28 protein-coding genes and 2 tRNA genes are annotated in these 26,596 nt (G+C 68.0%); 6 read left to right on the top strand and 24 right to left on the bottom strand.

Annotated features, from left to right (window positions below; translation table 11 throughout):
- The first annotated feature begins 8 nt into the window (after positions 1 to 8).
- Positions 9 to 260, top strand: a complete 252-nt coding sequence (locus tag ACQ1RG_RS12720; RefSeq protein WP_009375612.1) for an acyl carrier protein — start codon at positions 9 to 11, stop codon at positions 258 to 260.
- 68 nt (positions 261 to 328) lie between these two features.
- On the top strand, positions 329 to 1,570 hold the full coding sequence (gene fabF / locus ACQ1RG_RS12715; protein WP_040340998.1) for a beta-ketoacyl-ACP synthase II: 1,242 nt from the start codon (positions 329 to 331) through the stop codon (positions 1,568 to 1,570).
- Between the two features lie 110 nt (positions 1,571 to 1,680).
- On the opposite strand, the gene ACQ1RG_RS12710 is transcribed toward fabF, so the two are convergent.
- From ACQ1RG_RS12710 to ACQ1RG_RS12700, 3 genes are read right to left on the bottom strand one after another with little or no spacing between them, the layout of a single operon-like run.
- Entirely contained in the window at positions 1,681 to 2,445 is a 765-nt protein-coding gene (locus tag ACQ1RG_RS12710; RefSeq protein WP_430600149.1) for a GntR family transcriptional regulator, read from the bottom strand.
- Positions 2,442 to 3,242, bottom strand: a complete 801-nt coding sequence (locus ACQ1RG_RS12705) for an ABC transporter ATP-binding protein (protein WP_009375604.1) — start codon at positions 3,240 to 3,242, stop codon at positions 2,442 to 2,444. Before ACQ1RG_RS12705 ends, ACQ1RG_RS12710 begins: the two co-directional genes overlap by 4 nt.
- Complete coding sequence (locus ACQ1RG_RS12700; protein WP_430600148.1) at positions 3,239 to 3,799, bottom strand: FecCD family ABC transporter permease; 561 nt, start codon at positions 3,797 to 3,799, stop codon at positions 3,239 to 3,241. The genes ACQ1RG_RS12705 and ACQ1RG_RS12700 overlap by 4 nt, the downstream gene beginning before the upstream one ends.
- Positions 3,800 to 3,875: 76 nt before the next feature.
- Between ACQ1RG_RS12700 and ACQ1RG_RS12695 the strand changes: the two genes are divergently transcribed.
- Positions 3,876 to 4,910, top strand: coding sequence for an IS30 family transposase (locus tag ACQ1RG_RS12695; protein WP_009381402.1), 1,035 nt, complete (start codon positions 3,876 to 3,878; stop codon positions 4,908 to 4,910).
- Here ACQ1RG_RS12695 and ACQ1RG_RS12690 read toward each other — a convergent pair.
- The 8 genes from ACQ1RG_RS12690 to ACQ1RG_RS12655 all read right to left on the bottom strand — a co-directional run bounded on the left by ACQ1RG_RS12690 (position 4,846) and on the right by ACQ1RG_RS12655 (position 12,536).
- On the bottom strand, positions 4,846 to 5,430 hold the full coding sequence (locus ACQ1RG_RS12690; RefSeq protein WP_415711623.1) for an iron chelate uptake ABC transporter family permease subunit: 585 nt from the start codon (positions 5,428 to 5,430) through the stop codon (positions 4,846 to 4,848). The two genes, ACQ1RG_RS12695 and ACQ1RG_RS12690, sit on opposite strands and share 65 nt — an antisense overlap.
- Positions 5,427 to 6,470, bottom strand: a complete 1,044-nt coding sequence (locus ACQ1RG_RS12685; protein ID WP_313450237.1) for a FecCD family ABC transporter permease — start codon at positions 6,468 to 6,470, stop codon at positions 5,427 to 5,429. The genes ACQ1RG_RS12690 and ACQ1RG_RS12685 overlap by 4 nt, the downstream gene beginning before the upstream one ends.
- Positions 6,467 to 7,426: an ABC transporter substrate-binding protein gene (locus ACQ1RG_RS12680; protein ID WP_313450239.1), complete on the bottom strand. Its 960-nt coding sequence runs from the start codon at positions 7,424 to 7,426 to the stop codon at positions 6,467 to 6,469. The genes ACQ1RG_RS12685 and ACQ1RG_RS12680 overlap by 4 nt, the downstream gene beginning before the upstream one ends.
- Positions 7,427 to 7,762: 336 nt before the next feature.
- Positions 7,763 to 8,254, bottom strand: coding sequence for a DUF3145 domain-containing protein (locus tag ACQ1RG_RS12675; RefSeq protein WP_063250473.1), 492 nt, complete (start codon positions 8,252 to 8,254; stop codon positions 7,763 to 7,765).
- Positions 8,255 to 8,387: 133 nt separating this feature from the next.
- Positions 8,388 to 8,461: transfer RNA gene (locus tag ACQ1RG_RS12670), tRNA-Ile, on the bottom strand.
- 69 nt (positions 8,462 to 8,530) lie between these two features.
- Positions 8,531 to 9,784 (bottom strand): EAL domain-containing protein, encoded by a 1,254-nt coding sequence (locus ACQ1RG_RS12665; RefSeq protein ID WP_009375599.1) that lies wholly within the window; start codon positions 9,782 to 9,784, stop codon positions 8,531 to 8,533.
- A gap of 90 nt (positions 9,785 to 9,874) precedes the next feature.
- Positions 9,875 to 11,377, bottom strand: a complete 1,503-nt coding sequence (locus ACQ1RG_RS12660; protein ID WP_430600872.1) for an MFS transporter — start codon at positions 11,375 to 11,377, stop codon at positions 9,875 to 9,877.
- A 106-nt stretch (positions 11,378 to 11,483) separates the two neighbouring features.
- The gene (locus tag ACQ1RG_RS12655) at positions 11,484 to 12,536 is read right to left on the bottom strand and encodes an LLM class flavin-dependent oxidoreductase (protein WP_101623814.1); all 1,053 of its coding nucleotides are present in this window, start codon (positions 12,534 to 12,536) and stop codon (positions 11,484 to 11,486) included.
- A gap of 202 nt (positions 12,537 to 12,738) precedes the next feature.
- Between ACQ1RG_RS12655 and ACQ1RG_RS12650 the strand changes: the two genes are divergently transcribed.
- Positions 12,739 to 13,869, top strand: a complete 1,131-nt coding sequence (locus ACQ1RG_RS12650) for an IS1249 family transposase (RefSeq protein WP_144589524.1) — start codon at positions 12,739 to 12,741, stop codon at positions 13,867 to 13,869.
- A 90-nt stretch (positions 13,870 to 13,959) separates the two neighbouring features.
- Here ACQ1RG_RS12650 and ACQ1RG_RS12645 read toward each other — a convergent pair.
- A tRNA-Asn gene (locus tag ACQ1RG_RS12645) sits at positions 13,960 to 14,032 on the bottom strand.
- A 267-nt stretch (positions 14,033 to 14,299) separates the two neighbouring features.
- On the opposite strand from ACQ1RG_RS12645, the gene ACQ1RG_RS12640 reads away from it, so the two are divergent.
- Both ACQ1RG_RS12640 and ACQ1RG_RS12635 read left to right on the top strand, forming a co-directional pair.
- Complete coding sequence (locus ACQ1RG_RS12640) at positions 14,300 to 15,211, top strand: DMT family transporter (protein ID WP_223289865.1); 912 nt, start codon at positions 14,300 to 14,302, stop codon at positions 15,209 to 15,211.
- A gap of 3 nt (positions 15,212 to 15,214) precedes the next feature.
- Positions 15,215 to 16,426: a glycosyltransferase gene (locus ACQ1RG_RS12635; RefSeq protein ID WP_040340994.1), complete on the top strand. Its 1,212-nt coding sequence runs from the start codon at positions 15,215 to 15,217 to the stop codon at positions 16,424 to 16,426.
- Positions 16,427 to 16,459: 33 nt separating this feature from the next.
- Here ACQ1RG_RS12635 and gluQRS read toward each other — a convergent pair whose 3' ends face one another.
- The 12 genes from gluQRS to moaC all read right to left on the bottom strand — a co-directional run bounded on the left by gluQRS (position 16,460) and on the right by moaC (position 26,567).
- Positions 16,460 to 17,431 carry a tRNA glutamyl-Q(34) synthetase GluQRS gene (gene gluQRS, locus ACQ1RG_RS12630; protein ID WP_131247587.1) on the bottom strand — a complete coding sequence of 324 codons (972 nt, stop codon included), beginning with the start codon at positions 17,429 to 17,431 and terminating at the stop codon, positions 16,460 to 16,462.
- Positions 17,428 to 17,742 (bottom strand): GNAT family N-acetyltransferase, encoded by a 315-nt coding sequence (locus tag ACQ1RG_RS12625; protein WP_131247585.1) that lies wholly within the window; start codon positions 17,740 to 17,742, stop codon positions 17,428 to 17,430. Before ACQ1RG_RS12625 ends, gluQRS begins: the two co-directional genes overlap by 4 nt.
- Before the next feature lie 13 nt (positions 17,743 to 17,755).
- Entirely contained in the window at positions 17,756 to 18,598 is an 843-nt protein-coding gene (locus ACQ1RG_RS12620) for an amino acid ABC transporter permease (RefSeq protein WP_009375563.1), read from the bottom strand.
- Positions 18,595 to 19,257 (bottom strand): amino acid ABC transporter permease, encoded by a 663-nt coding sequence (locus tag ACQ1RG_RS12615; RefSeq protein ID WP_009375562.1) that lies wholly within the window; start codon positions 19,255 to 19,257, stop codon positions 18,595 to 18,597. Before ACQ1RG_RS12615 ends, ACQ1RG_RS12620 begins: the two co-directional genes overlap by 4 nt.
- A gap of 67 nt (positions 19,258 to 19,324) precedes the next feature.
- Positions 19,325 to 20,221: a glutamate ABC transporter substrate-binding protein gene (locus ACQ1RG_RS12610; RefSeq protein ID WP_009375561.1), complete on the bottom strand. Its 897-nt coding sequence runs from the start codon at positions 20,219 to 20,221 to the stop codon at positions 19,325 to 19,327.
- A gap of 36 nt (positions 20,222 to 20,257) precedes the next feature.
- Positions 20,258 to 20,986: an amino acid ABC transporter ATP-binding protein gene (locus ACQ1RG_RS12605; RefSeq protein WP_009375560.1), complete on the bottom strand. Its 729-nt coding sequence runs from the start codon at positions 20,984 to 20,986 to the stop codon at positions 20,258 to 20,260.
- Positions 20,987 to 21,085: 99 nt separating this feature from the next.
- The gene (locus ACQ1RG_RS12600; RefSeq protein WP_313450242.1) at positions 21,086 to 22,771 is read right to left on the bottom strand and encodes an AMP-binding protein; all 1,686 of its coding nucleotides are present in this window, start codon (positions 22,769 to 22,771) and stop codon (positions 21,086 to 21,088) included.
- Between the two features lie 24 nt (positions 22,772 to 22,795).
- A complete protein-coding gene (locus ACQ1RG_RS12595) occupies positions 22,796 to 24,478 on the bottom strand; it encodes an ABC transporter permease (protein ID WP_430600147.1) in 1,683 nt (560 codons plus the stop codon).
- On the bottom strand, positions 24,475 to 25,236 hold the full coding sequence (gene modA / locus ACQ1RG_RS12590; protein ID WP_119296256.1) for a molybdate ABC transporter substrate-binding protein: 762 nt from the start codon (positions 25,234 to 25,236) through the stop codon (positions 24,475 to 24,477). Before modA ends, ACQ1RG_RS12595 begins: the two co-directional genes overlap by 4 nt.
- 82 nt (positions 25,237 to 25,318) lie before the next feature.
- Complete coding sequence (locus ACQ1RG_RS12585; protein ID WP_119296257.1) at positions 25,319 to 25,720, bottom strand: TOBE domain-containing protein; 402 nt, start codon at positions 25,718 to 25,720, stop codon at positions 25,319 to 25,321.
- Positions 25,717 to 26,139 (bottom strand): molybdenum cofactor biosynthesis protein MoaE, encoded by a 423-nt coding sequence (locus ACQ1RG_RS12580; RefSeq protein ID WP_063250637.1) that lies wholly within the window; start codon positions 26,137 to 26,139, stop codon positions 25,717 to 25,719. The genes ACQ1RG_RS12585 and ACQ1RG_RS12580 overlap by 4 nt, the downstream gene beginning before the upstream one ends.
- A complete protein-coding gene (gene moaC, locus ACQ1RG_RS12575) occupies positions 26,136 to 26,567 on the bottom strand; it encodes a cyclic pyranopterin monophosphate synthase MoaC (protein ID WP_051995491.1) in 432 nt (143 codons plus the stop codon). The genes ACQ1RG_RS12580 and moaC overlap by 4 nt, the downstream gene beginning before the upstream one ends.
- Positions 26,568 to 26,596: the final 29 nt, after the last annotated feature.

The following is a 26,596-nucleotide window of genomic DNA, read 5'->3' as shown; positions in this document are numbered from 1 at the left end:
GGAAAGAAATGGCATTCACCGAAGCTGAAGTCCTCGCCGGACTCGCAGAGATCGTCAACGAAGAGACCGGCCTGGCCGTCGAGGCCGTCGAGCCGAGCAAGTCGTTCACCGACGACCTCGACATCGACTCCATCTCGATGATGACCATCGTCGTCAACGCCGAGAAGAAGTTCGGTGTGAAGATCCCGGACGACGATGTCAAGGACCTCGTCACCGTCCAGGATGCCGTCGACTACATCAACAAGGCCCAAGAAGCCTGAACCACTGAGGACGAACACGGCCCGTCCACCGACGGGCCGTGTCCCACACTATCGACGAGGTTTCCACCATGACACCAAAAGTTGTCGTCACCGGGATCGGTGCGGTGACACCCTTGGGCGCGACGGTCGACGAGACCTGGCAGGCGCTGCTGGCCGGGAAGTCCGGCGTCCGCACCCTCGACAATGACTGGGCGGAGAAGTATGACCTCACCGTCGACTTCGCCGCCACCGTCGACCCCGAGGTCGTGCCCGAGAAGCTCAAGCGCGTCCAGGCCAAGCGGCTGGACCCCTCAAGCCAGTTCGCCCTCATCTCCGCCCGTGAGGCCATGGAGGATGCGGGCCTGTCCGAGACCGACCCCGAACGCACCGCCGTGTCGTGGGCAACGGGCATCGGCGGCGTGTGGACGCTGCTCGACGCCTGGGACACGCTCAAGGAGGAGGGTCCGCGCCGCGTCATGCCGCTGACCGTCCCCATGCTCATGCCCAACGGACCCGCTGCCGCCATCGGCATGGAGTTCAAGGCACGGGCGGGTGTGCAGACGATGGTCTCAGCCTGCGCCTCGTCGACGGAGAGCCTCGGCCACGCCTACGATCTCATCGCAGAAGGCGACGCGGACATCGTCATCGCCGGCGGTTCGGAGGCGGCGATCCACCCGATCACCCTCGCCGCGTTCAATTCGATGCAGGCGCTCTCCCGTCGCACCGATTCCCCGGAGACCGCGTCGCGGCCCTACGACGTCGACCGTGACGGCTTCGTCATGGGCGAGGGAGCCGGCGCGCTCGTCCTCGAGACCGAGGAGCACGCGAAGGCACGTGGAGCGAAGATCTACGCCGAGGTGGCCAGCTGGGGCATCTCGAACGATGCCTACCACATCACGGGCAACGAACCCGAGGGCAAGTACGCGCTGCAGGCGATGGAGCAGGCGCTCGAGGCCGGCGGGCTCACCCCCGCCGACATCAAGCACGTCAACGCCCACGCCACGTCGACGCCCGTCGGCGACATCCCGGAGTCCGTCGCAATCGCCGAACTCCTCGGCGACCACATCGAGGACACCCTCGTCAGCGGCACGAAGTCGATGACCGGCCACCTCCTCGGCGGTGCCGGTGCGGTCGAGGCGATCTTCACGGTCAAGGCGCTCGAGACGCGGACCGCTCCCCCGACGATGAACATCACCGAGGTCGATCCCAAGGTGTCGATCAACATCGTCCGGGACACTCCCGCGCAGCTGCCCGACGGCGACATCGCCGCCCTGTCGAACTCGTTCGGCTTCGGCGGACACAACGCCGTCGTCGCCTTCAAGTCGGTCTGATCCCGATCCGGCGACAGAGTCGAGGGCCCCAGCGTCTGCGCTGGGGCCCTCGCTGTCTCTGCGCCCAGCTTCGTCGGGCGCTTCGTGTGTCGGCGGCGAGAGGCGGATCCTCAGCGCTTCGTCGGGGACTGCGTGTCGAGCGTCGTCCGGTAGTCCACCCAGGCCTTCGCGGCATCGCTGAGTTCCTCGGTCGACAGCTCGCCTGAACGGAGGAATGCCGTGGTCCGGTGGCTGCTCATCTCCGCGCGCACCGCCTCAGGGTCACCGGCGCGGAAGAGTTCGGCTAGTCGGCGGTGCCGGGCGGCCCGCTCGCTCAGCGACTCCGCCGCGGAGCTGGCCCGCCGATTGAGCTGCATGAGCAGCCCCAATGGGTAGAGGATGGTCTCGAAGGCAGCGGTGAGTCTGGTGTTGCCGGACAGGGCGATGAACGCGCGGTGGAAAGCAAGGCTGTCGGGGACGGAGGAGGCTTCGTCACCGTCGGCTGCTCCCCTCTCAAGGTCCGCGACGGCGGCCATGAGCCTCTCCACCCGTGCCGGGGAGGCGGGAACGCCGAGGTCGACGGCGAGGTCCTCGAGGTGCTCGCGGAGGGTGACGATCTCGTAGGCGTCCTCGAGGCTGAGCGAGATCACCCGGGTGCCGACGCCGGGGACGCGGACGACGAGTCCGTCGTGCTCGAGGTCGCGCAGGGCCTCACGCAGGGTGGCACGTCCGACGCCGAGTTCATCGGCGAGACTCTGCTCCCCGATATGCGCCCCCGGTGCGAGATCACCCCGGAGGATGCGCAGCCGCAGGGCGTCGACGGCGAGGGCGACAGCGCTGCGCGGACCGCCGATCCTCGTGCCCACGCGCCTGCCGCGTCCGGTCGTCGTCCTCATGTGCCCTCCACGGTCTGGGGTGCGCGGTGCGGGACGATGACCGGGCGTCCGGTCACAGGGTCGGTGAGGATGACGCTGTCGATGCCGAACGCCTCGCGGATGGCCTCCGGTGTCAGCGTCGAGTCGGCCGGTCCCGCGGCGGCGATCCGCCCGTCCTGCATCGCGATGATGTGGTCAGCGTAGCGCACCGCCATCCCCAGGTCGTGGAGGACCATGACGACGGTGATGCCGCGCCTGCGCTGGAGGTCGGTGACGGTCTCGAGGACCTCGATCTGATGGGCGACGTCGAGGTAGGTCGTCGGTTCGTCGAGGAGGAGGACCTCGGGGGCCTGAGCGAGCGTGAGTGCGATCCACGCGCGCTGGCGCTGTCCTCCGGAGAGGGTGCCGAGAGGACGTTCGGACAGGTCGGTCAGCCCGGTCGCCGCCAAGGCCTCCCGGACGACCCGTTCATCGGCCTCCGACCACTGGTCGTACCAGCGTCGGTGCGGGTCGCGGCCGCGGGAGACGAGATCGATGACCGGCAGGTTCTCCGGTGCCTCCGGGGACTGAGGCAGAAGCGCGACGTCCTTCGCGTACTCCCGTGGCCTGCGTTCCCCGATGTCCCTCCCCTCCCGGTGGATGCCGCCGGTGCGCTCCTGGAGTCGGGAGAGCGTGCGCAGAAGCGTCGACTTCCCGCAGCCGTTGGGACCGACGATCGCCGTCGTCGACGCGGCGGGGATGTCGAGGCTGAGGTCGTGGAGGATGGTGCGCCCGCCGAGGCTGACGCGCACGTCGGTGAGGTGGAAGGCCGAGCTCATCGGACGGAGTCCTTTCCCTGGCGGACGAGGAGCCAGATGAGGAAGGGGGCGCCGATGATCGCGGTGATCGCGCCCGTGGGCAGGAGGATGGGAGAGGCGATGGTGCGGGCGACGAGGTCGCTGGCGACGACGATGCCGGCCCCGATGAGCGCCGAGGTGAACAGCGGCGGTCGCGCGGCACCGGTCGCCCGGTGGGCGATGTGGGGCGCGACGAGGGCGACGAAGCCGATCGGCCCGGCGACAGCGGCGGCGATGGAGGCGAGGACGACGGAGACGAGGAGCAGGCCGCTGCGGGTCCCGCGGACGTCCTGACCGAGCGCGGAGGCGAGGTCGGTGCCGAGGTGGAGTGCGGGCAGGCGGGTGGAGAGCGGAACGAGGACGGCGCCGACGATGCCGAGGGTGACCGCAGCGAGGACGACTTCGATGGGCCCGCGCCCGTTGAGGGAACCGGCGAGCCACACGTTCGCCCGGGCGGCATCGCTGATGTTCGCTGTGATGAGCATCCAGCTCGTCAGTCCCCCGAAGAGCGCCGAGGTGCCGACGCCGATGAGAAGCATCTGGAGTCCCCCGGTGGTGTCATAGCGTCGAAGCAACACTCCCGGTCGGCGGGGGTCTGATCGGTGGAGTGTGCAGATGGCGCGGGTGGGGTTGTCGTTCAGCGACAGGTCGGAGATCTCGGCGGCCTCGAAAGCGGGCTGGTCGGTGCGGAGGATCGCCCGTCACCTGGGGCGTTGCCCGTCGGTGATCTCGCGGGAGCTTCACCGGAACTCGACGAAGACCCGCGGCTACCAGGCCGTGACCGCAGACGTCAGAGCGCAGCGTCGGCGAGCTCGCCCGCAGCAGCGGAAGGTCGCGGGGGATCCGGTGCTGCAGGCGAGGGTGGACGCCGACCTGGCCGCGTCCTGGACGCCGAACGAGATAGCGGGCCGGTTGCGTCTGGAGGCGACAGACCCGACCGTTGAACGCATGGCGAACTCTCCTGACGCACGCGGCCGAACCGTCTCCGGTGAGGCTATCTACCAGTACATCTACGCAATCCCGAAGGGTGAGCTCGCCCGCAAGGGCATCTTCCTGCAGTCCAAGCGGACCAAGCGCCGACCACGTACGACCGGGCGGACGCGCGGTGGCCCAATCGTAGGTATGGTCCCGATCGCGGAGCGAGGTGAGGACGCCGCCCAGCGTCGGGTGCCGGGGCACTGGGAGGGTGACCTGATCATCGGGAAGAACGGCACCTCGTGCGCGGCGACGCTGGTGGAGCGGATGAGCGGGTTCACCGGGCTGCTGGCCCTGCCCTCGAAACACGCCGAGCCAACCGCTGACGCGGTCATCGAGTTTTTCAACGACCTGCCCGAGATGATGAAGGCATCGTTGGCGTGGGACCAGGGCAGCGAGATGGCCCAGCACGCGAAGGTCTCCCTGGCCACGGCGATGCCGGTCTACTTCGCCGATCCCCACTCGCCCTGGCAGAGGCCCAGCAACGAGAACACGAACCGGCTCTACCGGGAGTATCTGCCCAAGGGCACGGTGATCCCCGATCACCAGCCCTACCTCACCACCATCGCCGAGGAGATCAACAATCGACCCCGCCGCCGACTGGGCTATCTCACGCCCACCGAGGCATTCGCTCGACTGCTCGCCGGCGAGCCCCATGTTGCTTCGACGCCTTGACATCGCCCCCGCCGGCGGCCAGGCGCAGGATCGCCGCGACCGTGAGCGCGGCGGCGAGACCGCCGAGCAGCGCGGCCGCCGAGGTGCCGAGGCCGTGGAGGAGGGTCGACATGCCTGACGCCGTCGGACCGGTTCCGCCGAGCACGATGACGGCCACCGCGCCGGTTCCGGCACCTGCGGTGACGCCGAGGAGGTCGGGGCTGGCGAGGCCGTTGCGGGTCGTCGTCTGGACGATCGCCCCGGAGAGGGCGAGCATCGCCCCGACGAGGATGCCGAGCACCGTGCGGGTCAGGCGCAGGGTGAGGACGATGAGCTGCTCCTGCTCTGTGCCGCCGCCTGTGAGGACTGCGAGCACCCGATCGGGGCGAAGCGACATCTCTCCCGCGCCGAGGGAGAGCACTGCCAGGACCACGGTGCTTATCGCCGCGATGAGCGTGACGAACAGCGTCCGCGGCGACCACCGGAGGGACACCGCGCCGATGCGCAGCGTCCGCGGTGCCGAGAGCGTCGAGGTGGTCATGGCCGCCTCCTGTAGAGCCTGATGACGAGGATGAGGAAGACCGGCCCGCCGATGATGCCGAGGACGATGCCGACCGGCAGCTCTGCAGGGGCCACGAGCAGGCGGCCGAGGACATCGGCGGCGAGGACGAGGGCGGCGCCGAGCACCGCCGACAGCGGCAGGAGCCGACCGTGGGCGGGTCCGACGATCCCCCGGGCGATGTGCGGGGCGACGAGGCCGACGAACCCGAGCGAACCGACGAGAGCGGTCGCCCCGCCGACGAGCAGCGTGACGCTGAGCAGGCCCGCGATCTGAACGGGCAGGAGCCTGCGGCCCAGCGATCGGGCCATGTCGGAGCCGAGGGCGAGAGCGTCGAGGGACCGCGACTGCGCGGCGGCGAGGATGGCGCCGGCGATCATCAGCGGGGTGACAAGGCTGAGTGAGTCGAGTCCCCGACTGCCCGCCAGCGAGCCGACGGTCCAGAAGCGGTAGACGTCGAGGGCTGCCTGGTCGAGGAGGAGGACGACTCCGCTGATCGCCCCGAGGAGCGCGGACACGGCAGCACCGGCGAGGACGAGTGAGGCAGGAGAGGCGTCCCGGCGGCGGTTGGCGACGACCCCGATGACGAGGACGACGGCGGCTCCGAGACCGGCGCCGAGGTAGGCCGACCAGAGATACTCCGCCGGTGTGGCGAGCCCGAGGACGGCGATGCTGAGCACCACGGCCAGCGACGCTCCGGCTGTGACTCCGAGCAGCCCGGGATCGGCGAGCGGATTGCGGGTGTGACCCTGGATGACGACTCCTGCGGCTGCGAGGGCGGCCCCGCCGAACAGTCCGAAGAGGGTACGCGGGACCCGCTGCTCCCACACGATGGCCGAAGCCTCGGCGGTGCCCTGACCGAACAGCGCCGAGGCGACGGCGGCGACATCGAGAGAGCGTGATCCGACGAGGACGCTGAGTCCGACGATGACCACCACGCCGAGGACGGCGAGCCCGAGCGGCCCGCCGCCTCGGCGATGGCGACGCGATGCTGGTGCAGGAGCGAGTGCGGTCGCGGTCAAAGCGTCTTGAGGAGCTGTTCGATGATGCCGAGGTTGTGGTCGGCCGTCAGCGCGGCTCCCTCGTGGGTCTGCTTGTCGGAGCGGATGACGTTGTCGGCCTTGACCGCGGGCAGCTGCTGGTAGAGGCTGTTGTCCTGGAACTGCGACCAGACCTGCCTGTCGTTGACGAGGGCGATGATCGCGTCGGCGTCCTCGAACTTCTCGAGCGTCTGCTCGATGCTGTAGGAGACCTCCTTGCCGTCGATCGCGTCCTGGAAGGACTTCGCCGGGGTGGCCCCGAGGTCGCGCAGGTTCGACGAGAGCAGACGGTTCGGGCGAACTTCGAGGCTCTCCTCGTTGTAGCTGAGCGGGACGAACGTGTTCGAAGTCAGTTCCTCCGCATAGTCCTTCTTCAGGGCGGCGACGCGCTCGTCGTAGCCGGCGATGAGCTCCTTCGCACGATCCTCGGTGCCGGTGGCGGCGGCGACGAGTTCGAGGTCCTCCTGCCAGGTGCTCGTGCTCTGGTCGCCGATCGCGATGACCGGGGCGATGGCTTCGAGCTCGGCGCGGATCGGCTCGACGTCCTCGGCCCGGGAGCCGATGAGGTCGGGGGCGGCGCCGATGATCGCCTCGAGGTTGATCTCGTCGTCGAGGAACAGCTCCTTGGCCCCGTCCTTCTTGGCCGCCTCGAGCTCATCGCTGACCGGGGACTCGAGATCGAGGGCGCCTTCCTCCTCGTAGGGGAAGCCGGTGAGCGGCAGACCGAGCGAGAGGACGATGTCGAGGTCGCGGCGGCCCTCGAGGACGACGACGGAGTCGATCTCCTTGGGCACCGACACCGTGCCGAGCGACGTCTCCACTGTGCGGGTGCCACCCGAAGTGGAGTCGGATCCGGAGGCGCCGGCGGTGGCAGTGCAGCCGGCGAGGAGGGCGGGGACCAGGGCGAGAGCGGCGAGCAGCCGCGGTGTTGTAGTCATGAAAGTTACCCTAACCTTATCCAGTCGACTGTAAAGATGACGCAGGTCACAGCTACCGTTGAATGGGAAAGGGCCGGACAAGGACGATTGTCAGGGCCGACTGTCACCGCCGGCGGCAGGTGAGTCGGTGCGGCAGTGGCAGGCCGGGCTGTCGGAGGCGCTCTCCCGATTCCCCACGACGGCGGCGAAGGAGGGGCAAGACGACGACAGCGGGCATGTCGGAGGCAGAGACATGCCCGCTGTCGTCATACGGGATCGGTGAGGGGTCGGTCTGCGACGGACCGAACGGCGGTCAGGGTTCCTCAGATGTGAGGGGAGTCACGCGGGAGTGCGGCGTCAGCCGACCTTCGTCAGCCAGCGGACAGGAGCACCCTCACCGGCGTGGCGGAAGGCGTCGAGCTCTTCGTCCCAGGCTTCGCCGAGGGCGAGGGCCATTTCATGGGCGAGCTTCGCGGGGTCGCCGCCGGCGCGTTCCATGACCGAGCGGATGCGGTCTTCGGGGACGAGGATGTTGCCGACGGAATCGGTGACCGCGTGGTAGATGCCGAGGTCGGGCGTGTGGCTCCAGCGTCCGCCGTCGACTCCGGCGGAGGGTTCCTCGGTGACCTCATAGCGCAGCGAGTCCCACCCGCGCAGTGCGGAGGCGATGCGGGAGCCGGAGCCTGCGGGCGCACGCCAGCAGACCTCGGCGCGCACAAGGCCGGGCGCTGCCGGCTGGGGTGTCCAGTCGAAGCGCGCCTGCGCACCGATCGCCCCGCCCGCTGCCCATTCGATGTGCGGGCAGAGCGCGCGAGGTGCTGAGTGGACGAAGAGTACGCCCTGTGTCATATCCATTTGTGTGCCTCCTGACTCGGATACGTCTTCCCCTACGATCCGAAAGGAGGTACACGGCTCATGATAGTCGACGATGCCCTGCGAGCCAAGCACCGAAATGCCGTCTCACCTGGGTTCTTGTTCGTCGTGCCCCCGGTCGGACTTGAACCGACGACCAAAGAATTATGAGTTCCCTGCTCTGACCAGCTGAGCTACGGGGGCGAGCCGAGACCAGAGTAGCACCGGAGGTCGCCCGCCTCCCATTCCCATGTCGTCGACCGTGGTGTCGCCTCAGCCCGCCGAGGCGGTCGGTGAGATCCGCGTGAGCACGCTCCTCGCGGCGTCGACGCACGTGTAGCGTTCGGTCGTGATGTAGACGTCGTAGACCGTCTGCCCGTCGCTGCCGGGATCGTTGCGCTTCGAAGCGGCGACGAGCCCCGACCAGTCGGGACCGACGACGACGACTCCGTGCTCGTTGCGCATCGGGTCGGAGGCGTCGACGACTCCCCCGCGTACGCCCGGGACCGGCGGGGTGGTGAAGCCGCCGGAGAACATCGCGGTGAGTCCGACAGTGTCGCGGATGCGCTCGTACCGGTCGTAGGTCGCCTGGGAGAAGGTCGTCTCCTCACCGAAGACGCCGAGGGCGATCGTCGCCGCCCCCGAGGCCAGGGCGCGCTCCTCGAGCGCGGCGATCTGGGCGATGAGGAGTTCGCGGTTCATCACCAGGGGTTCGCGTCGCAGACCCTGGGCGATCGAGTACGGGGTGCCCAGCGCCGGAAGGTTGCGCGAATGGTGGTCTGCCAGACCGTCCTCGGCAGGCGGGGGCACGGGGGTCGGTTCACGGGTGGCGCGGCCGAAGTAGGGCCCGGACATGAAGCGCGCCCCGAGCGCACGCACACGGTCGAGATCGTCCTCGGTCGTCACCCCCTCGGCGAGGATGACGGCACCGGTGCGCTCGAGGTGGGCATGGAGGAGCCGGTTGAGCTCGGCGAGCTGGGCGTTGCACTCGACCGTGAGGACGTCGGGGTGGAGACCGACGACGGAGGGATTGACGAGCGGAACGAACGAGGTGCTGCGCAGATCCGGTCCGACCGAGGACATCCCGACGCCCCAGCCCATGGAGCGGGCCTGTCGCACCGAGCGGAGCACCGAAGCGGGCGAGGACGAGACCCGGGAGGCATCGAGCTGGAGGATGACGGAACGGTCCGGCGCCGTCGTGCGGTCCTCGAGAGTGGCGAAGGACTCCTCCTCGGCGTGGAGGAAGAGACGGTTTGAGTTCGGCAAGCCCGCTCCTTCGGCGGTGCGCAGAGCGGTGTCGCGCATCGACGCGTCGAGGTCGCCGATCATCGGCGAGGCATGCATCGCGCGGCGCAGGTTCTCCGATTCGGCATGGCCGAGCGCAGGGTCGCCGACGGGCGCCTGGAGGACCTGATAGCCGATGGTGTCGAAGGTGAAGGCATCGACGACCGGTGCGAAGCGGGTCTCGATCCCTCCGGAGCGCACCAGCTCCTCAAGGTCGAGGTCCTCATCCTTCACCGTCTGCACCACCGTCTGTCCTTCCATGTGGGAACTCGCGTTCACAGTCTTCCACATGACAGATGAGTCGGCTGTTGCGATTCGGGAACATTATTGCGCTCAGAGCTGAGGACGCCGCCCCCGCCTGACCTCGGCGATTCCCACGAATCCGGCACTGATGACGACAACAGCGATTGCCGCGAAGGCGACGACGATCCCCCGGCTCCAGTCGCCTCCGGCCACGGCGGCGAAGGCGAGGGCGGTGATGATCGCCAGGCCCATCGAGGTGCCGATGCGCTGCCCCGTCTGGAGCACTCCGCCGGCGGATCCGGCGTAGCGCAGCGGCACCTCCTGGAGGGTGAGCGTCTGGTTGGGACTGATGACCATGCCCTGGGCGATGCCGACGAAGCTGAGGGTGAGCAGCATCCACCATTCGCTGCCGATGCCATTGGCGAGGAGGACGACGACGGCGACCGTGGAGACGAGGCCGAGAAGGCAGGTGACGATGCCCCAGACGACGAGTTTGCGCCCGATCTGGAAGACGAACCGGCCGGAGACGTCGGCGGAGACCGCGGAGAGCAGAGCCGCGGGAAGACCCATGAGACCGGCGGCGAGGGCCGTGTGTCCGAGTCCCTGCTGCATGTACATGGCCACGAGCACCCACACGCTCGTCACGCCCATGAAGTAGAGGGTGATGATGACCGCGCCGCTGCTGAAGCTGCGGATCCGGAAGAGATCGAGGTCGACCATAGGTGTGCGTCCGCGCGCGGCGTAGCTCCGCTCCCACCGGGTCCACGACCAGATGACTCCGAGCCCGATCGGCAGCGCGAGCCAGACGTACCAGCCGAGCATGCCCTCGACGAACGGGAGGAGGACGAGGAGGACGCCGAGGCCAAGCAGCATGGTGCCGATGGGGTCGAGGTCGTGACGCGCGCGTCCGCGCCCGCCGGTCGCAGGCTCGACCGTAGCCTTGGGCGCAGTGCGCTCATCGGCGGCGACCTGGTCGGGAGCCGGATCCGATTGGGCGATCGGGTGCCAGGCCGTGTCCGGCAGCCACGCCCGGGCGAGGAGGGCGGCGACGATCGCGATGGGGACGTTGACGAGGAACGATGCCCGCCATCCCCAGTCGAGCCCGAAGACGGCGATGAACACGCCGCCGAGAACGGGCCCGATCGCCACGGAGAGTCCGACGATCGTGCCCATGAGCCCGAACGCCCGTCCCCGCTGCGGACCCTGGAAGTACTGCTGGAGGAGACCGACGACCTGCGGATTGAGCAGGCCCGAGCCGAAGCCCATGAGGACGCGGGCGATGTTGAGCGTGAGCGGGTCAGGCGCGAGCCCGGCCACCAAGGACGAGATTCCGAAGAGACTGACGCCGGCGATGAAGAGCTGGGCGCGGCCGAAGACGTCGCCAGCCCGTCCGGCGGCGACGAGGACGACGCCGAAGGACAGTGCGTAGCCGGTGAGCACCCATTGGAGCGCAGAAGACGAGGCACCGAGGTCCTGCCCGATCGCCGAGAGCACGACGTTGATGATCGACACCGACAGCAGCGACATGAAGAGCGGGACGAGAGAGATGAGGAGGATCCGCTTCTGCACCTGGGTCATCTCGCCGCCGGCCACCGCATCCACGCTCCTTCACGTCATCGTCTCTGCCTGCGATGATAGCCCCTGGTGACACGACGGGGCCCGCAGCGTCCGACTCACGGGCCGAGGCCGCGCAGGCGACTCAGATCGGATAACCGGTGACCGGTCCCTCCCAGTTCGGCTTCCAGCCGAGAGCCGGAGCGACGTGCTCGGCGAAGGACTGGAGGACGTGGAGGTTGTAGTCGACGCCGATCTGGCTGGGGATCGTGAGCATCACCGTGTCGGCCGCTTCGATCGCGGGGTCGGCCTTGAGCTGATCGATGAGGACGTCGGGTGCCGCGGCGTAGGTCTTGCCGAACGTCGAGCGCATGTCGTCGATGATGCCGATCTGGTCGCCGTCCGCGCTCGAGCGCCGCCCGAAGTAGAGGTCGTCGAGGTCGGTCGTGATCGGGAAGATGCTCCGGCTCACGGACACCCGTGGTGTCCAGTCGTGGCCGGCCTCCTGCCAGGCGTCGCGGAACCTGTCGATCTGGGCACGCTGGAGGTCCCCGAAGGACTCACCGGTCGCCTCGGTGAGCAGGGTCGAGCTCATGAGATTGACGCCCTGCGCGGCAGCCCACTCCCCGGTCGCCGCCGTGCCCGCGCCCCACCAGATCCGCTTGTCGAGACCCGGTGCGAAGGGTTCGATCGCGAGGCGCGCGCCGGGACCGTACTGGGCGGGATCAGCCGGCGCGACCTTCTCCCCGCGGACTGCGTCCATGAACTTCCCGAACTTCGCCCGGGCGATCGTCGCACCCTTGGCGTCCTCGGCGTCGAGGTAGCCGAAGGCCTCCCAGCCGCGTTCGGCGGGTTCCGGTGATCCCCGGCTCACCCCGATCGCCACTCGACCGTCGGAGAGGAGGTCGAGGGCCGCGGACTCCTCGGCGAGGTAGAGCGGGTTCTCATACCGCATGTCGATGACGCCGGTGCCGACCTCGATGTGCTTCGTCTTCGCGGCGATTGCGCTGAGGACCGGAATCGGGGCGGCCGCCTGCTTCGCGAAATGATGGACGCGGAAGTATGCGCCGTTGACGCCGATCTCATCGGCGCCGACGCCGATCTCGACGGCCTGCTGGAGCGCTTCCTTCGCGCCGTAGTCGCCGGGGGCCGCACCTGGTCCGTAGTGGCCGAAACTGAGGAATCCGAATGCCTTCATGCTCATGGCAACCTGGTTGAGAGATCAATTATTCCGGCGCATCGGACCGCCAGCCCACCCAGAGGAGTCGCACGGTCGCGGGCTATAGGACAGAAAGTGTGTCTCGGATCAGGCTCGTGCCCAGCAATCCCAACGGCAATACCCGGTTTGCTTAGCTGATCGGGCTTAGCATCGATGGGGTGCTTGCAATCGACGTACATGCGTGATCTGTCAAACAAGGCTGAAGAAGAACGGCACGACCAGTGCTGGTACACCGAGGTACCGGTGCCCGAACTGCGGGGCCAGCAGCACCGGTACACGGGCCGTATCGACACGAAGAACCGAGCTGCGGGTCTTCCTCGACTGGCTACTCGGTCCCGCACCACAGACGGCTGTCGATCACTTCGGGTCGACCCGAACCTTCCGCCGCCGCACTCAATGGTGCTGGCGAATCGCCCCGACCGTGTCAGCGACTGGGGAGATCCATGACCAGATCATGCTCGATGGCACCTATTTCAACGGGTGGTGCGTCCTCATCGCCTACACCGGGGAGAAGGTCATTCACTGGCAGTGGTGTGATCGGGAGAAGACCGCGTCCTGGACGGCGTTGATCGCCCGTATCCCTGCCCCGAGATACGCCGTCGTCGATGGCAACGGTCCTTTGACCACTGTGATCGAGACGCTGTGGCCAGATACCCGCATCCAACGGTGTTTCTTCCATATCCGGCAGGCCGGACACCGGCACCTGACCCGGAATCCGAGCTTGCCGGCCAACCAGGAACTGTTGCGCCTGTACCAGGCGCTGCCGCGGGTTGACTCCCGCGATCAAGCAGCAGCGTGGTTGGCGGCGTTCGCGTCGTGGGAGGCGAAGTGGTCAAGGTTCCTCAAACACCGCACCAGGGCCAAAGACGCTGGTGCGAGGCCGGCGCATGTCCGTCGTGGACAGTCGTGGTGGTACACGCATCTGCGGACCCGTCGAGCGTATTTCTTCCTCTCACGGATCATCGCGAAAGGACACTTGTTCACCTGGTTGGATGCCGCTGACGAGGGTATCGAGCTCGCGCGGACGACGAACGCGTTAGAAGGCGGGATCAATGCGGGCATCAAAGGACTGCTGCGGGCACACCGCGGGTTGAGTGAGGGGCATGCCCGGCGTGGGGTGGACTGGTTCCTCTTCGAGAGGTCTCATCAGGCCGGGACGGGGTGGTCCTTGGTCGGGCCGGAGCATTGGGCACCGCCGAAGCGTGTGCGTGCTCCTCGTGAGGAGCCGATCGGACCGGTGGAGTACGGGACAGGGTTCTCGTGGGAAGACGGCATCGGCATCCAGAAGGGGTGGGGAGGACGACGCGGGTGACGCGCCCGGAAAAGACACACTTTCTGTCCTATAACCCACGGTCGCCGGGTACGACGAAGGCCCCGTCGCGGACGACGGGGCCTTCTCCTGCTCCCCCGGCTGGGCTCGAACCAGCGACCCTTCGATTAACAGTCGAATGCTCTGCCAACTGAGCTACGGAGGAATGTGGCAGTGACCTGCGCACGAGAAAACAGCATAGCAAAGGTCGTCCCGGCTGAGCAAAGCCGGCGACTGTGCATTGGCTCACATGCTCGTCGGCGACCGGACCGAGCTGTGTGCGCCGCCGGCTCACCCCACCTCGACGGGAGGGGAAACCGTACATTCACCTCCACCTGAGGGCTCGGCCGCCTACCGCCCTGTAACATCGGGGGTGATCCCCCGACGCGTCGCGGGAGAGACTCCGAGCCCGAATCCGACGGAAGCAGAACACGTGACCATTGTGGCCATCGCCCTCGCCGTGCTGGCAGCCGTGGCCCTCGCGTTCGGGGCCCTCTACCAGCACGACGCCGTCGCCGATCAGGACAATTCGCACGACGGTCTGAGCTGGGCGCATTTCAAGGAGCTCCTGAGCAATCGGAAGTGGCTGCTCGGTCTCTTCATCCTCGGCCTCGGCACGCTCGGGAACTTCCTCGCCCTCGCCCTCGCCCCGGTCATGGTCGTCCAGCCCATCGGCGCGTTCTCCCTCATCGTCTCCGTCCTCCTCGGCGTGCGCTATCGCGGTCTCAAGGTCAACCGCCGCCTCGTCCAGGCCGTGGTCTGGTGCACCCTCGGGGTCACCGTCTTCGTCGCGCTCTCGGCCACGACCGCGCGCACGCAGGTCCACCTCGGCGCGGATGCGATGCCGTTGGTGTGGATCACCGGGGTCATCGTCGTCCTCGGACTCATCATCATGGTCGCCTTCAGACGGGCCCCGCAGCTCGTCCTCATCACCGCCGCCGGTCTCCTCTTCGCCTGCGTGGCGACGAACGCCCACCTCGTCAGCGTCCAGTATCTGCGGGCGGGGATCGAGAACGTCACGTGGCAGAACATCGCAGCACTCGTCGCCGCCGCGGCCCTGGGCTCGTGGTTCGTCCAGAACTCGTACGCGGCCGGTCCCCCGGAGATGGTCATCGCCGGGCTCACCGTCGTCGACCCGATCGCCGCTGTCATCCTCGGCTCCGTCGTCCTCGGCGAGGCGAAGGAAGCTCCCTTGTGGCTGCTCATCATCATCACGATCACCGGATTGGTCGCGTGTCTCGGGGTCGTTGTATTGTCTCGGTATCATCCCGATGTCAGAGATCGCGAGAACGCGCGCCGGCAGGCCCGCGAAGTACTGAACCTGGACGACACCGAGGAGAGTTGAACCCTGTCCGCACAATCGACCGCCCCCGCGCGCCGCATCCTCATCCCCACAGAGACCTATGCTCCTGAGGTCAACGGAGCGGCGAAGTTCGCCGAACGACTGGCAGCGGGCCTGGCCGCACGCGGCAACGACGTCCACGTCGCCTGCCCATCGGCCACCGGAACCCCGTCGGTGAGCGTCGAGAACGGCGTCACGGTCCACCGCCTCACCTCCCACAGGTGGATGCTCCACCCCACGTGGACGATCTGCATGCCGTGGGAGACGAAACCCGAGATCGCCCGCCTCCTCGACACCCTCCGCCCCGACGTCGTCCACACGCAGGCGCACTTCGTCATCGGACGCTACGCGTTCTCCGAATCGATCCGCCGCGGCATCCCCGTCGTTGCGACCAACCACTTCATGCCGGAGAACGTCCGCCCCTACCTCCGCGTGCCCAGACCCCTCGTCGACGGCGGCACCGCCATGGCCTGGTGGGATCTGCGCCGGAAGTTCCAGTCCGCTGACTTCATCACCGTGCCCACCCAGCTCGCGGCAGACCTCCTCACGCAGAACGGATTCACCTCCCCCATCCGCGCCGTGTCCTGCGGCATCGACCTCGAACGCTTCTCCCACCTCCAGGAGGAGGACCACGCACCGGGCATCGGCGACGGCGACGCTCCTCGCGTCCTCTTCGTCGGCCGCCTCTCCGCGGAGAAGCACGCCGACGACATCGTCCGGGCCGTGGCGAAGACCGACCCCGCCCTCGGACTCGAAGCCGACATCGTCGGCGGCGGTGACCAGGAGGAGCCGCTCAAGGCGCTTGCCGCCGAACTCGGCATCGCCGATCGCATCCACGTCCTCGGCAAGGTCAGCGACGCAGAGCTCATGGACGCCTACGCCCGCTGCACGTTCTTCTGCATGCCCTCGACCGCGGAACTCCAGTCGATCGCGACCCTTGAGGCGCTTGCCTCACGCAAACCCGTCGTCCTCGCCGATGCCGTGGCCCTGCCCCACCTCGTGCGCGACGGCGTCAACGGCTACCTCTTCCCACCGCGCGACATCGACGCCCTCGCCGACCGCTTCACCCGCCTGTGCACGCAGTCGGAGGCGGAACGGGAGGCGATGTCCCGGGCCTCCCTCGACGTCGTCGCCGTCCACGACATCGAATACACCCTCGACACGTTCGAATCGATCTACGCCGACGTCATCGACGGCACGGTCGACTCAGCGGCCTGAGGCCACAGCCAGCGGCGGGCACAGCGCAGCGGCTCAGAGGTCAGGCGCGCTCCCGGTCGGCACCGTCGCCGCATCCGTCGGCGGAAGGAACACGCTCGGCTCCCGGCGCAGGTGCGCGAAGTCGATGCCGTCGACGAGGTCGTCAAGCGACGACCAGGGCCGTTGCCCGAGAACCTCTCCCCCGGCGGAGTCCCCGCCGAGGGAGTGCCACACCCATTCGAAGACATCCGCGGGCTTCCAGCCGAGGGCCGAGAGCTGCTCATACGTCACTGCTCCGTCGCGCTTGGCCAGCCTGGCCCCCGATTCCCCGAGGACGAGGGGGACGTGGAGCCACGACTGCTCGCCTGCACCGAGGAGGCGCCCGAGATGTGCCTGCCGCGGTGCCGAAGAGGCAAGGTCGTCACCGCGGAGGACCTCGTCGACGCCGCTGGCCGCATCGTCGACGACGACGGTGAGGTTGTAGGCGAAGACTCCGTCACCCCGGCGCAGGACGAAGTCGTCGACGGGCGCGGTGATCGTCCCGAGGAGTCCGTCGGGGACCGTGATCTCCGTATTCTCCGTGCGCAGCCGCAGCGCCGGCTGCCGGCCTGCGGCGGCAAGTTCCGCGCGTCGACGCTCCCGGTCCCCCTCGCCGAGGCGGCGGCACGTTCCCGGGTACGCCCCCGGCGGGGCGTGCGGAGCCGAGGGCGCCTGCTGGATGTCCCGGCGCGAGCAGTAGCACTCGTAGACGAGCCCCGCCTCGGCGAGGCTGCCGATCGCGTCAGCGTAGACGTCGAGCCTCTCGGACTGGACGAGCGGGGTCTCATCGGGGACGACGCCGAGTTCCCTGAAGACCTGCAGCTGCGAGGCGGCCGCCCCCGCCCGGACCCTGTCGAGGTCCTCGATGCGCCAGAGGAACCGCCGTCCCGTCTGCCTGGCCCGCGCGTGGGCGAGGAGTCCGGTGCGGATGTTGCCGAGGTGGAGGTCGCCGCTCGGGCTCGGTGCGAACCGGCCGGCGCCCCTCACTTCTCAGACACGAGGTCGGCGTACTGCGGGAACCGCTGAAGGTAGTCGATGACGTAGGTGCACGTGGGCACGATCCGCCCGCCCTCGGCGCGGATCTCGTCGAGGGCGTGGGTGACGAGGGTGCGGGCGAATCCGCGACGGGAGAAGTCCTCGGAGATGATCGTGTGCTGAAGCTCGAGGGTCGACCCATCGACGACCCGGTAGGCGAGGAACCCCACGAACGCCTCGTCGTCAGAGGTGAAGAGTTCGAAGCGGTCCCGGTCGCGGTTGCGTCGCATCGTCACCGGGGTGGTGCTGAGTTCGGGTTCCATCTGCACTTCCTCATCATCGCACGGGCGCAGTCGTGAGCCCTTCGCCCTCGACATCGGCCGTGGTCTTGCGCTGCAGCCGTCTCTCCAGCCACCGAGCGAAGCCGGCGACGATCATGTTGATGACGATGAAGAGGGCGGCACCGACGATGAACGTCGGCAGGAGGTTATTGTACTCGCGGCCGATGAGGTTGACCTGGTAGAGAAGGTCCTGATAGGTGACGATGAAGCCGAGTGCGGAGTCCTTGAGGAGGACGACGACCTGGGCGATGATCGTCGGCATCATCGCCCGCAGCGCCTGCGGCATGAGGACGAGGCTCATCACCTGACCGGGACGCAGACCGATGGCCATCGCCGCCTCCCGCTGGCCCTTGGGCACAGCGAGGATGCCGGCGCGGATGATCTCCGCGAGCACCATGCCGTTGTAGAGGGTGAGGCCGATGACGACGGACCAGAACGGACCGATCGTGTTCCCAAAGAGGAGGAAGGTCGCGAAGATGAGGAGGAGGACGGGCACGCCGCGGAAGAACTCGAGGACGATCGTCGCAGGCACGGAGATGATGCGCTTGGGTGAGAGCCGCAGGAGGGCGAAGACGACTCCGACGGCCAGCGCCAGCACCGAGGCGACGACGGCGACCTTGAGGGTCGCGAGCATGCCCTCGAGGAGGACGAGCTGGATCTGCGCGAACGTGAACGGGTACCACTTGTCGGCTTCGAGCTGTCCGGCGTCCGCGAACTTCCAGATGACGAACGCGACGATGCCGGCAAGCACGATCGTCGAGACGATGGAGAGGACGATGTTGTTGCGGCGGGCCTTGGGGCCGGGCGCGTCGAAGAGGACCGCTGTCGGTGCGCTCATCGCAGGATCACCAGCTTCCGCTCGAGGTAGGAGAAGATGCGGCCGAGGATGAGGGCCAGGACGAGGTAGGCGACGGCCGTGCCGAAGAGGATGGGGATGACGAGGTCCCCGCGCAGCTCGATCGCGTTGCGCATCGCCGAGATGAGCTCGCGGTTGTTGAACGCCGAGGCGATCGAGGTGTTCTTGAGCATCGCGATGACGACGCTGCCGAGCGGCGGGATGACGGTGCGGAACGCCTGCGGGAGGATGACCTCGCTCAGCGTCTGGTTGAAGGTCAGTCCGATCGCCCGTGCGGCTTCGGCCTGACCGACCGGGATGGTGGCGATGCCGGCCTTGAGCGTCTCGGCGACGAAGCACGCGGTGTAGGCGGTGAGCGCGATCGTCGCGTAGACGAAGGAGTTGAACGAGCTCGAGCTGCCGAAGCGGATGTCGAGGAAGGGCAGGCCGAAGGCGCAGAAGAACATCACCAGCGTCAGCGGCGTGTTCCTCACGACGTTGATGTACGTCGAGGCCGCGATCCGAAGCACCGGTGTCGGCGAGACCCGCATCGCTGCCAGTATCGTTCCGAGCACAAGTGAGCCGACCAGGGCGACGGTGAAGAGCTTGACCGTGCCCCACACGCCGGAGCCGAAGAGCTCGAGGAGCTGGACGAAATCCATCCCGGGTTCCTTAATCGATGCGAGGGCACCCTCAGGCGCCCTCGCATCGCATCATCAAGCGGACAGGTCAGTAACGGTCGACCTCAGGCATCTGCACTCCCTCGGACGAACCGAGAGTGTATTCGAAGCCCTTCTTCCAGTCGCCGTCCTCCATGCTCTTCTCCACGGCGTCGTTGACCGCGTTGCGCAGCGCCGTATCGCCCTTGGGCAGGCCGATGCCGTAGGGCTCCTCGCTGAACGGCTTTCCGACGACCTTGAGCTCGCCCTCGTTCTGGGCGGCATAGCCGCGGAGGATCGCGTCATCGGTCGTCACCGCATCGACCGCGCCCGACTGGAGGTCGGTGACGCACTTCGAGTAGGTGTCGTACGTGACGAGCTCGGCGTCCGTGTACTTGTCCTGGATGTTCTGGGCCGGCGTCGACCCGTCGACGGAGCAGACCTTCTTGCCCGCGAGGTCCTCGGGTCCCGCGATGTCGGAGTCGGCCTTGACGAGCAGGTCCTGACCGGCGACGTAGTACGGTCCGGCGAAGTCGACGACCTTCTTGCGCTCGTCGTTGATCGTGTAGGTCGCCACGACCATGTCGACGTTGCCCTGCTGGAGGAAGGGCTCACGGTTGGCCGACACCGTCTCGACGAAGTCGAGCTGATCGGGGGCGAAGCCGAGCTGCGCACCGACCATCTTCGCGATCTCGATGTCGAAACCCTCCGGGACGTCCGACCCGGCCTTGACGTTGCCGAGCCCGGGCTGGTCGAACTTGACGCCGACCTTGAGCGTGCCCGCGTCCTTCGCGGCCTGCCAGGTCTTCGAGTCCTTGACGTCGGCGTTCTCGTTGACGGGGTACTCGGGGGCCGCCGCCTGCGAACCGCCCTCGGCGGGGGCATCGGGGGTTCCGCCCTGACCGCAGCCGCTGAGGGCGAGCAGGCCGACCGCGACGGCGGCGATGGACACTCTGAGCTTCTTCATGGTTTCTCCTTGTGGTTCTCGTGCGGGACTGCGGGGTCAGTTGGTGAGGATCTTCGAAAGGAAGTCCTGCGCGCGGGCACTCTGCGGGTTGGTGAAGAACTCCTCGGGATCGGCGACCTCGACGATCTCGCCGTCGGCCATGAAGACCACCCGGTTGCCGGCCTTGCGGGCGAATCCCATCTCGTGGGTGACGACGACCATCGTCATCCCCTCCTTGGCGAGCTCGACCATGACGTCGAGGACCTCGTTGATCATCTCCGGGTCGAGGGCCGAAGTGGGCTCGTCGAAGAGCATGACCTTCGGCTTCATCGCCAATGCCCGGGCGATCGCGACACGCTGCTGCTGACCGCCGGAGAGCTGAGCGGGGTACTTGTCGGCCTGATGGGCGACGCCGACGCGCTCGAGCAGCGCCATCGCCTGCTTGTCGGCCTCGGACTTCTTGAGCTTGCGGACCTTGATCGGTCCGAGCGTGACGTTCTCGAGGATCGTCTTGTGGGCGAAGAGGTTGAAGGACTGGAACACCATGCCGACGTCCGAGCGCAGCTGGGCGAGCTCGGCTCCCTCGGCCGGGAGCTCCTCGCCCTCGATCGTGATCGACCCCGAGGTGATGGTCTCGAGTCGGTTGATCGTCCGGCACAGGGTCGACTTGCCCGAACCGGAGGGTCCGATGACGACGACGACCTCGCCCTCGTGGATGTCGAGGTCGATGTGCTTCAGCGCATGGAAGTCTCCGTAGTGCTTCTCGACGTCCGTCATCGAGACCAACGGCTGTGATTCAGCTCTCATGACCACCGATCTTAGTGAAAGACCAGCTCACAAGGTAATCCCCGGGTGTTCACAGGGGAATTGCAACCGACTTGTGACCTAGCTCGCATGGACGATGCGCTCGCCCTCCTCGCGGAGTTCGACCTTGCGGATCTTGCCCGACACCGTCATCGGGAAGGAGTCGCGGACTTCGACGTAGCGAGGGATCTTGAAGTGGGCGAGACGCCCGGCGGCGAACTCTCTGACGTCCTCGGCGGTGAGCGTGTCGTAGCCGTCCTTGAGGATCACCCATGCCATGAGCTCCTCACCGTACTTCTCGTCGGAGACGCCGATGACCTGGACGTCGCTGATCGCCGGATGCTGGTAGAGGAACTCCTCGATCTCGCGCGGGTAGACGTTCTCGCCGCCGCGGATGACCATGTCCTTGATCCGCCCGGAGATGTCGACGTAGCCGTCGTCGTCCATGATCGCGAGGTCCCCGGTGTGCATCCACCGGGCGCTGTCGATCGCCTCGGCGGTCTTCTCCGGTTCCTCCCAGTACCCGAGCATGACCGAGTAGCCGCGGGTGCACAGTTCGCCCTTCTGCCCGCGGGGCATGGTCTGGCCCGTCACCGGGTCGACGATCTTCACCTCGACGTGCGGCATCACCCTGCCGACGGTCTCCGTGCGGGCCTCGAGCGAATCGTCGACGCGGGTCATCGTCGAGACCGGGGAGGTCTCGGTCATCCCGTAGCAGATGGCGACCTCGGACATGTTCATGTCGTCGATGACGTGGCGCATGACCTCGACCGGGCAGGGGGAGCCGGCCATGATCCCGGTCCGCAGCGATGAGAGGTCGAAGTCGGAGAAGTCCGGCAGGCCGAGCTCGGCGATGAACATCGTCGGCACTCCGTAGAGGGAGGTCGCCTTCTCCTCGGCGACGGCAGTGAGACTCGCCGCCGGGTCGAATCCGGGTGAGGGCAGGACGATCGAGGCGCCGTGGCTGAGCGCGGCGAGGTTGCCCATGACCATGCCGAAGCAGTGGTAGTAGGGCACGGAGAGGACGACCGAGTCGTCGGGGGTGTAGGAGAGCAGCTCGGCGATGAAGTACCCGTTGTTGAGGATGTTGTGGTGGGAGAGGGTGACCCCCTTCGGGAAGCCCGTCGTCCCCGAGGTGTACTGGATGTTGATCGGATCGTCGGCCGAGAGCTCGCCGGCTGCCTGCTCGAGGCGCACCGCGTACTTCGCGCCGGGATCCTCCAGGAGGCTTCGGCCCTCGTCGAGCAGGCGCGCGAACGACTCGCGCTCCCCCACCGCCGTTTCTCCGATCAGCGCGGCGGGAACGGTGTCGATGAAGACGAGGTCGAGGTCGGGGACGGTGCCGGAGACCTCGGTGGCCAGCGCGTGGAAGTCCGTGTGAGGCGGGTTGAGGATCTGTGAGATGAGCAGCGTCATCCCCGACTGCCTGACGACGTATTCGAGCTCGTGCGCCCGATAGGAGGGGTTGACGTTGACGAGGATCGCGCCGATCTTCGCCGTCGCATACTGGACGAGCGCCCACTCCCCGACGTTCTGCGCCCAGATGCCCACCCGGTCGCCCTTGCGCACGCCGCGCTCAAGCAGCGCCGCGGCGAGGGCATCGGTGTCCCTGTCGAACTCGGCGTACGTCCAACGGCGATCGGAGCCGCGGTCGACGAGCGCGATCGCCTCGGGGTGTTCAGCGGCCGTGCGGCGGAAGTTCGCAGGGATCGTCTCGCCGAGCAGGGGGGCGTTCGAGGGGCCGGAGGAGTAGGAGAGTGCGGTCACGTCGGTGTGCTCCTTCGCAGGGGTCTAGTGTGATCCACTGCACAGTATTCCCTCTCCGTCCGTCTCGCAAAAGCTGAGGAGGAAATCCCGGCCGCTCGTGTCGTCGCCGTGGCCGATCTCCCCGACCGCTCCCACAGTGTCCACACGCCCGGAGTCGATGAGGACGAGGGTCTCGGCGAGGCTCGTGACGTCGGCGACATCGTGGGTGATGAGCAGTGCGCTGCGCCCACGCAGCACCTCCTTGAGGACGCGGCGCGTCTCGATGCGCACGTCGACGTCGAGGGCGGCCAGGGGTTCGTCGAGGAGGAGGAGGGCAGGATCGACGACGAGGGCGCGGGCGAGGGCGATGCGGGCGGCCTGTCCCCCGGACACGGCATCGGGTCGACGCCCCGCGCATTCCCCGACGCCGAGGCGGTCGAGCATGTCCGCGGCGTGTCGCCGTGCCAGCGCGGCCGGTTCACCGCGGGCGCGCAGTCCGTAGGCGACGTTGTCGAGCACGCTGAGGTGGGGGAAGAGCAGCGGGTTCTGGGCGAGATGGACGATGCCGCGGGCGTGGATGGGCGGCCACAGGCCCGCCGCGACGTCGAAGACGGTGGTCCCGCCGATCCGCAGAGAACCCGCAGCGGCCGGGAGCGCCCCGATGAGGATCTCGAAGAGACTCGTCTTGCCGGCGCCGTTGCGGCCGATGACCGCCGTCGTCGACCCGGCGGGCACGTCGACGGCGACATCGAGGCCGCGCTCGGGCAGGACCGCCCGGAGGCTGAGCGTACCGCGGTCAGTCGGAGGGTCGTCCCGCACTCTCGACGCATGGTCGGAGTCGTCTGCGGCGGGCAGGTCCGCCGGGGCTGCGCTGCGAGCACCGCCGCTCTCGGGTGCGGCGGCGTCCGTCCGGGCGGCTGCGCGCCGACGCAGGCGCGGCGCATGCGGCGAGCGGTAGGCGAGGACGATGATGACGAGCGCCGCGGCGACGAGGAGGAGCGAGAGGGCGATCGCCGACTGCGGATCGGACTCACGGACGAGATAAATCTGCAGCGGCATCGTCCGCGTCACCCCCGACAGGGAGCCGGCAAAGGTCAGGGTCGCCCCGAACTCCCCGAGCGACCGGGCGAAGCAGAGCACGGTTCCGGTGAGGATGCCGCTCCGAAGCATCGGGACGGTGATCGTCGCGAACACTCGGGCCGGCGTCGCACCGAGTTCGGCCGCCGCGAGCTCCCACCGCTGCCCGCGGGCGGCGACCGCGGTCTCGACGGACATGACCATGAACGGCAGGGAGACGAAGATCTGCGCGAACACGACGGCTGCGGTCGTGTAGGCGAGGCCGATGCCCGCCTCGGTGAGCAGCGACCCGAGATAGGCCGACCGCCCCCATGTGTAGAGCAGGGCGAGGCCGCTGACGACCGGGGGCAGGACGAGGGGCAGGAGGATGAGGGTGCGCAGGAGCCTCTGTCCGCGGAAGCGCGTCGTCGCGAGCAGGTAACCGAGCGGGAAGCCGATGAGGAGGCTGACGAGTGCCGCGATCGTCGAGGTGAGAAGGGAGAGTCCCATCGCCAGCAGGGATTCCGGCGCGGTGACGACCTCGCCGAGGTGGCCGAGGTCGATGCGTGCGACCATCCCGATGATGGGCACGAGGAGGAAGGCGACGCCGAGGGCTGCGGGGATCCACAGCCACCTCGGCGCCGCCGAATGACGGCGGGTGGGACGGCTCACGGGGTGGAGAACCCGGCGTCCTCGAGCAGCTTCACAGCCTCAGGCGACCGGAGGTAGCTGACGAACGCGTCCGCCTGCTCCTGGTTCTCGCTCGCCCTCACCCTGGCCGCCGGGTACCGGTTGACGACCTTCTCGGCCCCGTCGAGGTCGACCTGGTCGACGTCGCCGTCTGCGCGGGCGACGTCGGTGACGTAGACGATGCCCGCGTCGGCCTGGCCGGAGCTCACCTTGCCGAGGACATCGGTCACCGAGTTCTCCTCGCTCGCCGGGTCGAGGGTGACCCCGTTCTGCTGCGCCCACTTCTTCGTCGCCGCCCCGCACGGCACCTGGGGTGCGCAGACGACGAGGTCCGTGCCGGCGAGGTCCTGCGAGTCGGCGATCCGCTTCGGGTTGCCGGGGGCGACGGCGAGGGCGAGGGTGTTCGAGGCGAAGATCTCGGGCGTTCCGGTGAGCAGGTCGTCGCCTGCGAGGGTGTCCATCGTCTTCTCATCGGCGGTGGCGATGACATCGGCGGGAGCGCCCTCGCTGATCTGGGCGACGAGGTCGGAGGATCCGGCGAAGGAGAACGTCACGTCGGTGTTCGGCGCGGTCCTCTCGTATTCGGTCGCGATCTCCTCGAAGACCTCGGTGAGGGAGGCGGCGGCGAAGACGGTGAGCGTGGTCGGCTCCTCGGCCCGGTCCTCGCCCGAGGCACCGGTGGAACAGGCGGAGAGAGTGAGCAGGGCGACGATGCCCGCTGCGGTGGCAAGTCTCTTCATATCCCATTCATACCCGCAGATGCGGATTTTTCACCACATTCTGTCAGTATCTGAGATTTCGCTCCCGGTCGGTCGAGCGGAGTCACTCCTCGCCGACGGTGTCGATCCAGACCATCGTCGCCTTGACCGCGGCCGTGGCGAGGCTGCCGGGTTCGAGCTCGAGCTGACGGCACGCCTCGGCGGACATGAGGGAGACGACGCGGAAGGGACCGCACTGGAGGCTGACCTGGGCCATCACGCCGTCGATGACGACGTCGGTGACGAGTCCGGTGAAGCGGTTGCGGGCCGAGCTGCGCACATGGGTGGGATCGTCGAGGGATCCGGCGGAGTCCTGGGCCAGCGCGGCGAGTTCGGCGCCGTCGACGACCGAGCGGTTCGAGGCGTCCTTGTGCTGACGCAGGCGCCCGTCGCTGATCCAACGGCGAATGGTGTCGTCGCTGACGCCGAGGAAGCGGGCGGCGTCGCTGATGCGCAGCCGGGTCATTCGAGCGCTCCCACCCATTCGTCGTCGCCGTCGGAGAAGTACTGGTGCTTCCAGATCGCGACCTTGTCCTTGACCTCGTCGATGAGCTCTGCACACGCGGCGAACGCCTCCCGGCGGTGGGCGGAGGCGACGACGGCGGCCAGCGCCACGTCGCCGATGCGAAGCTCCCCGACCCGGTGGACGACGGAGATCCGCACCTCCGGGTGGGCTCTGGCAACGGCGGCGGCCACCTCGGCGAGCTGCTGGTCGGCGAGCGGATGGGATTCGTAGACGAGTCGTTCGACTCCCCTGCCCGAGTCGTGGTCGCGGATGATGCCGGAGAAGGTCACGGATGCTCCGGACGCCGCGGTGACGACCTCGGGAGCAAGCTCGTCGGTGCTGATCGGGGTCTCGACGATTCCGGTGCGGATCACGCTCATGCCGACCGCCTCCAGTCTCCGCTGCGGCCCCCGGACTTCTCGATGACCTTGATGTCGCCGATGACCGCCTGGTTGTCGACGGCTTTGATCATGTCGAAGATCGTCAGGGCCGCCACCGATGCCGCAGTGAGCGCCTCCATCTCGACGCCCGTCTTCGAGACGGTCTTCACCGCCGCAGTGATCCGCACGCTCGTCTCGTCGAGGGTGAAGTCGACGTCGACTCCGGTCAGGGGCAGCGGGTGGCAGAGGGGGATGAGGTCGCTCGTGCGCTTGGCACCCATGACAGCGGCGATGCGCGCGACCGGCAGGGCGTCGCCCTTGGGCAGTCCCGCCTCGGTGATGAGGGCGATGACCTCGGGGCGCGTCGTGATGAGCGCCGTCGCCACGGCGCGGCGCTTCGTCACGTCCTTGTCCCCGACGTCGACCATGTGGGCGGCCCCGGTCTCGTCGATGTGCG

It is taken from the genome of Brevibacterium sp. K72, assembly GCF_050562175.1.
Taxonomy (GTDB): Bacteria; Actinomycetota; Actinomycetes; order Actinomycetales; family Brevibacteriaceae; genus Brevibacterium; species Brevibacterium casei.
Note: the sequence above shows the minus strand (reverse complement) of the source record. Positions and strands in the feature narration are given on the sequence as shown.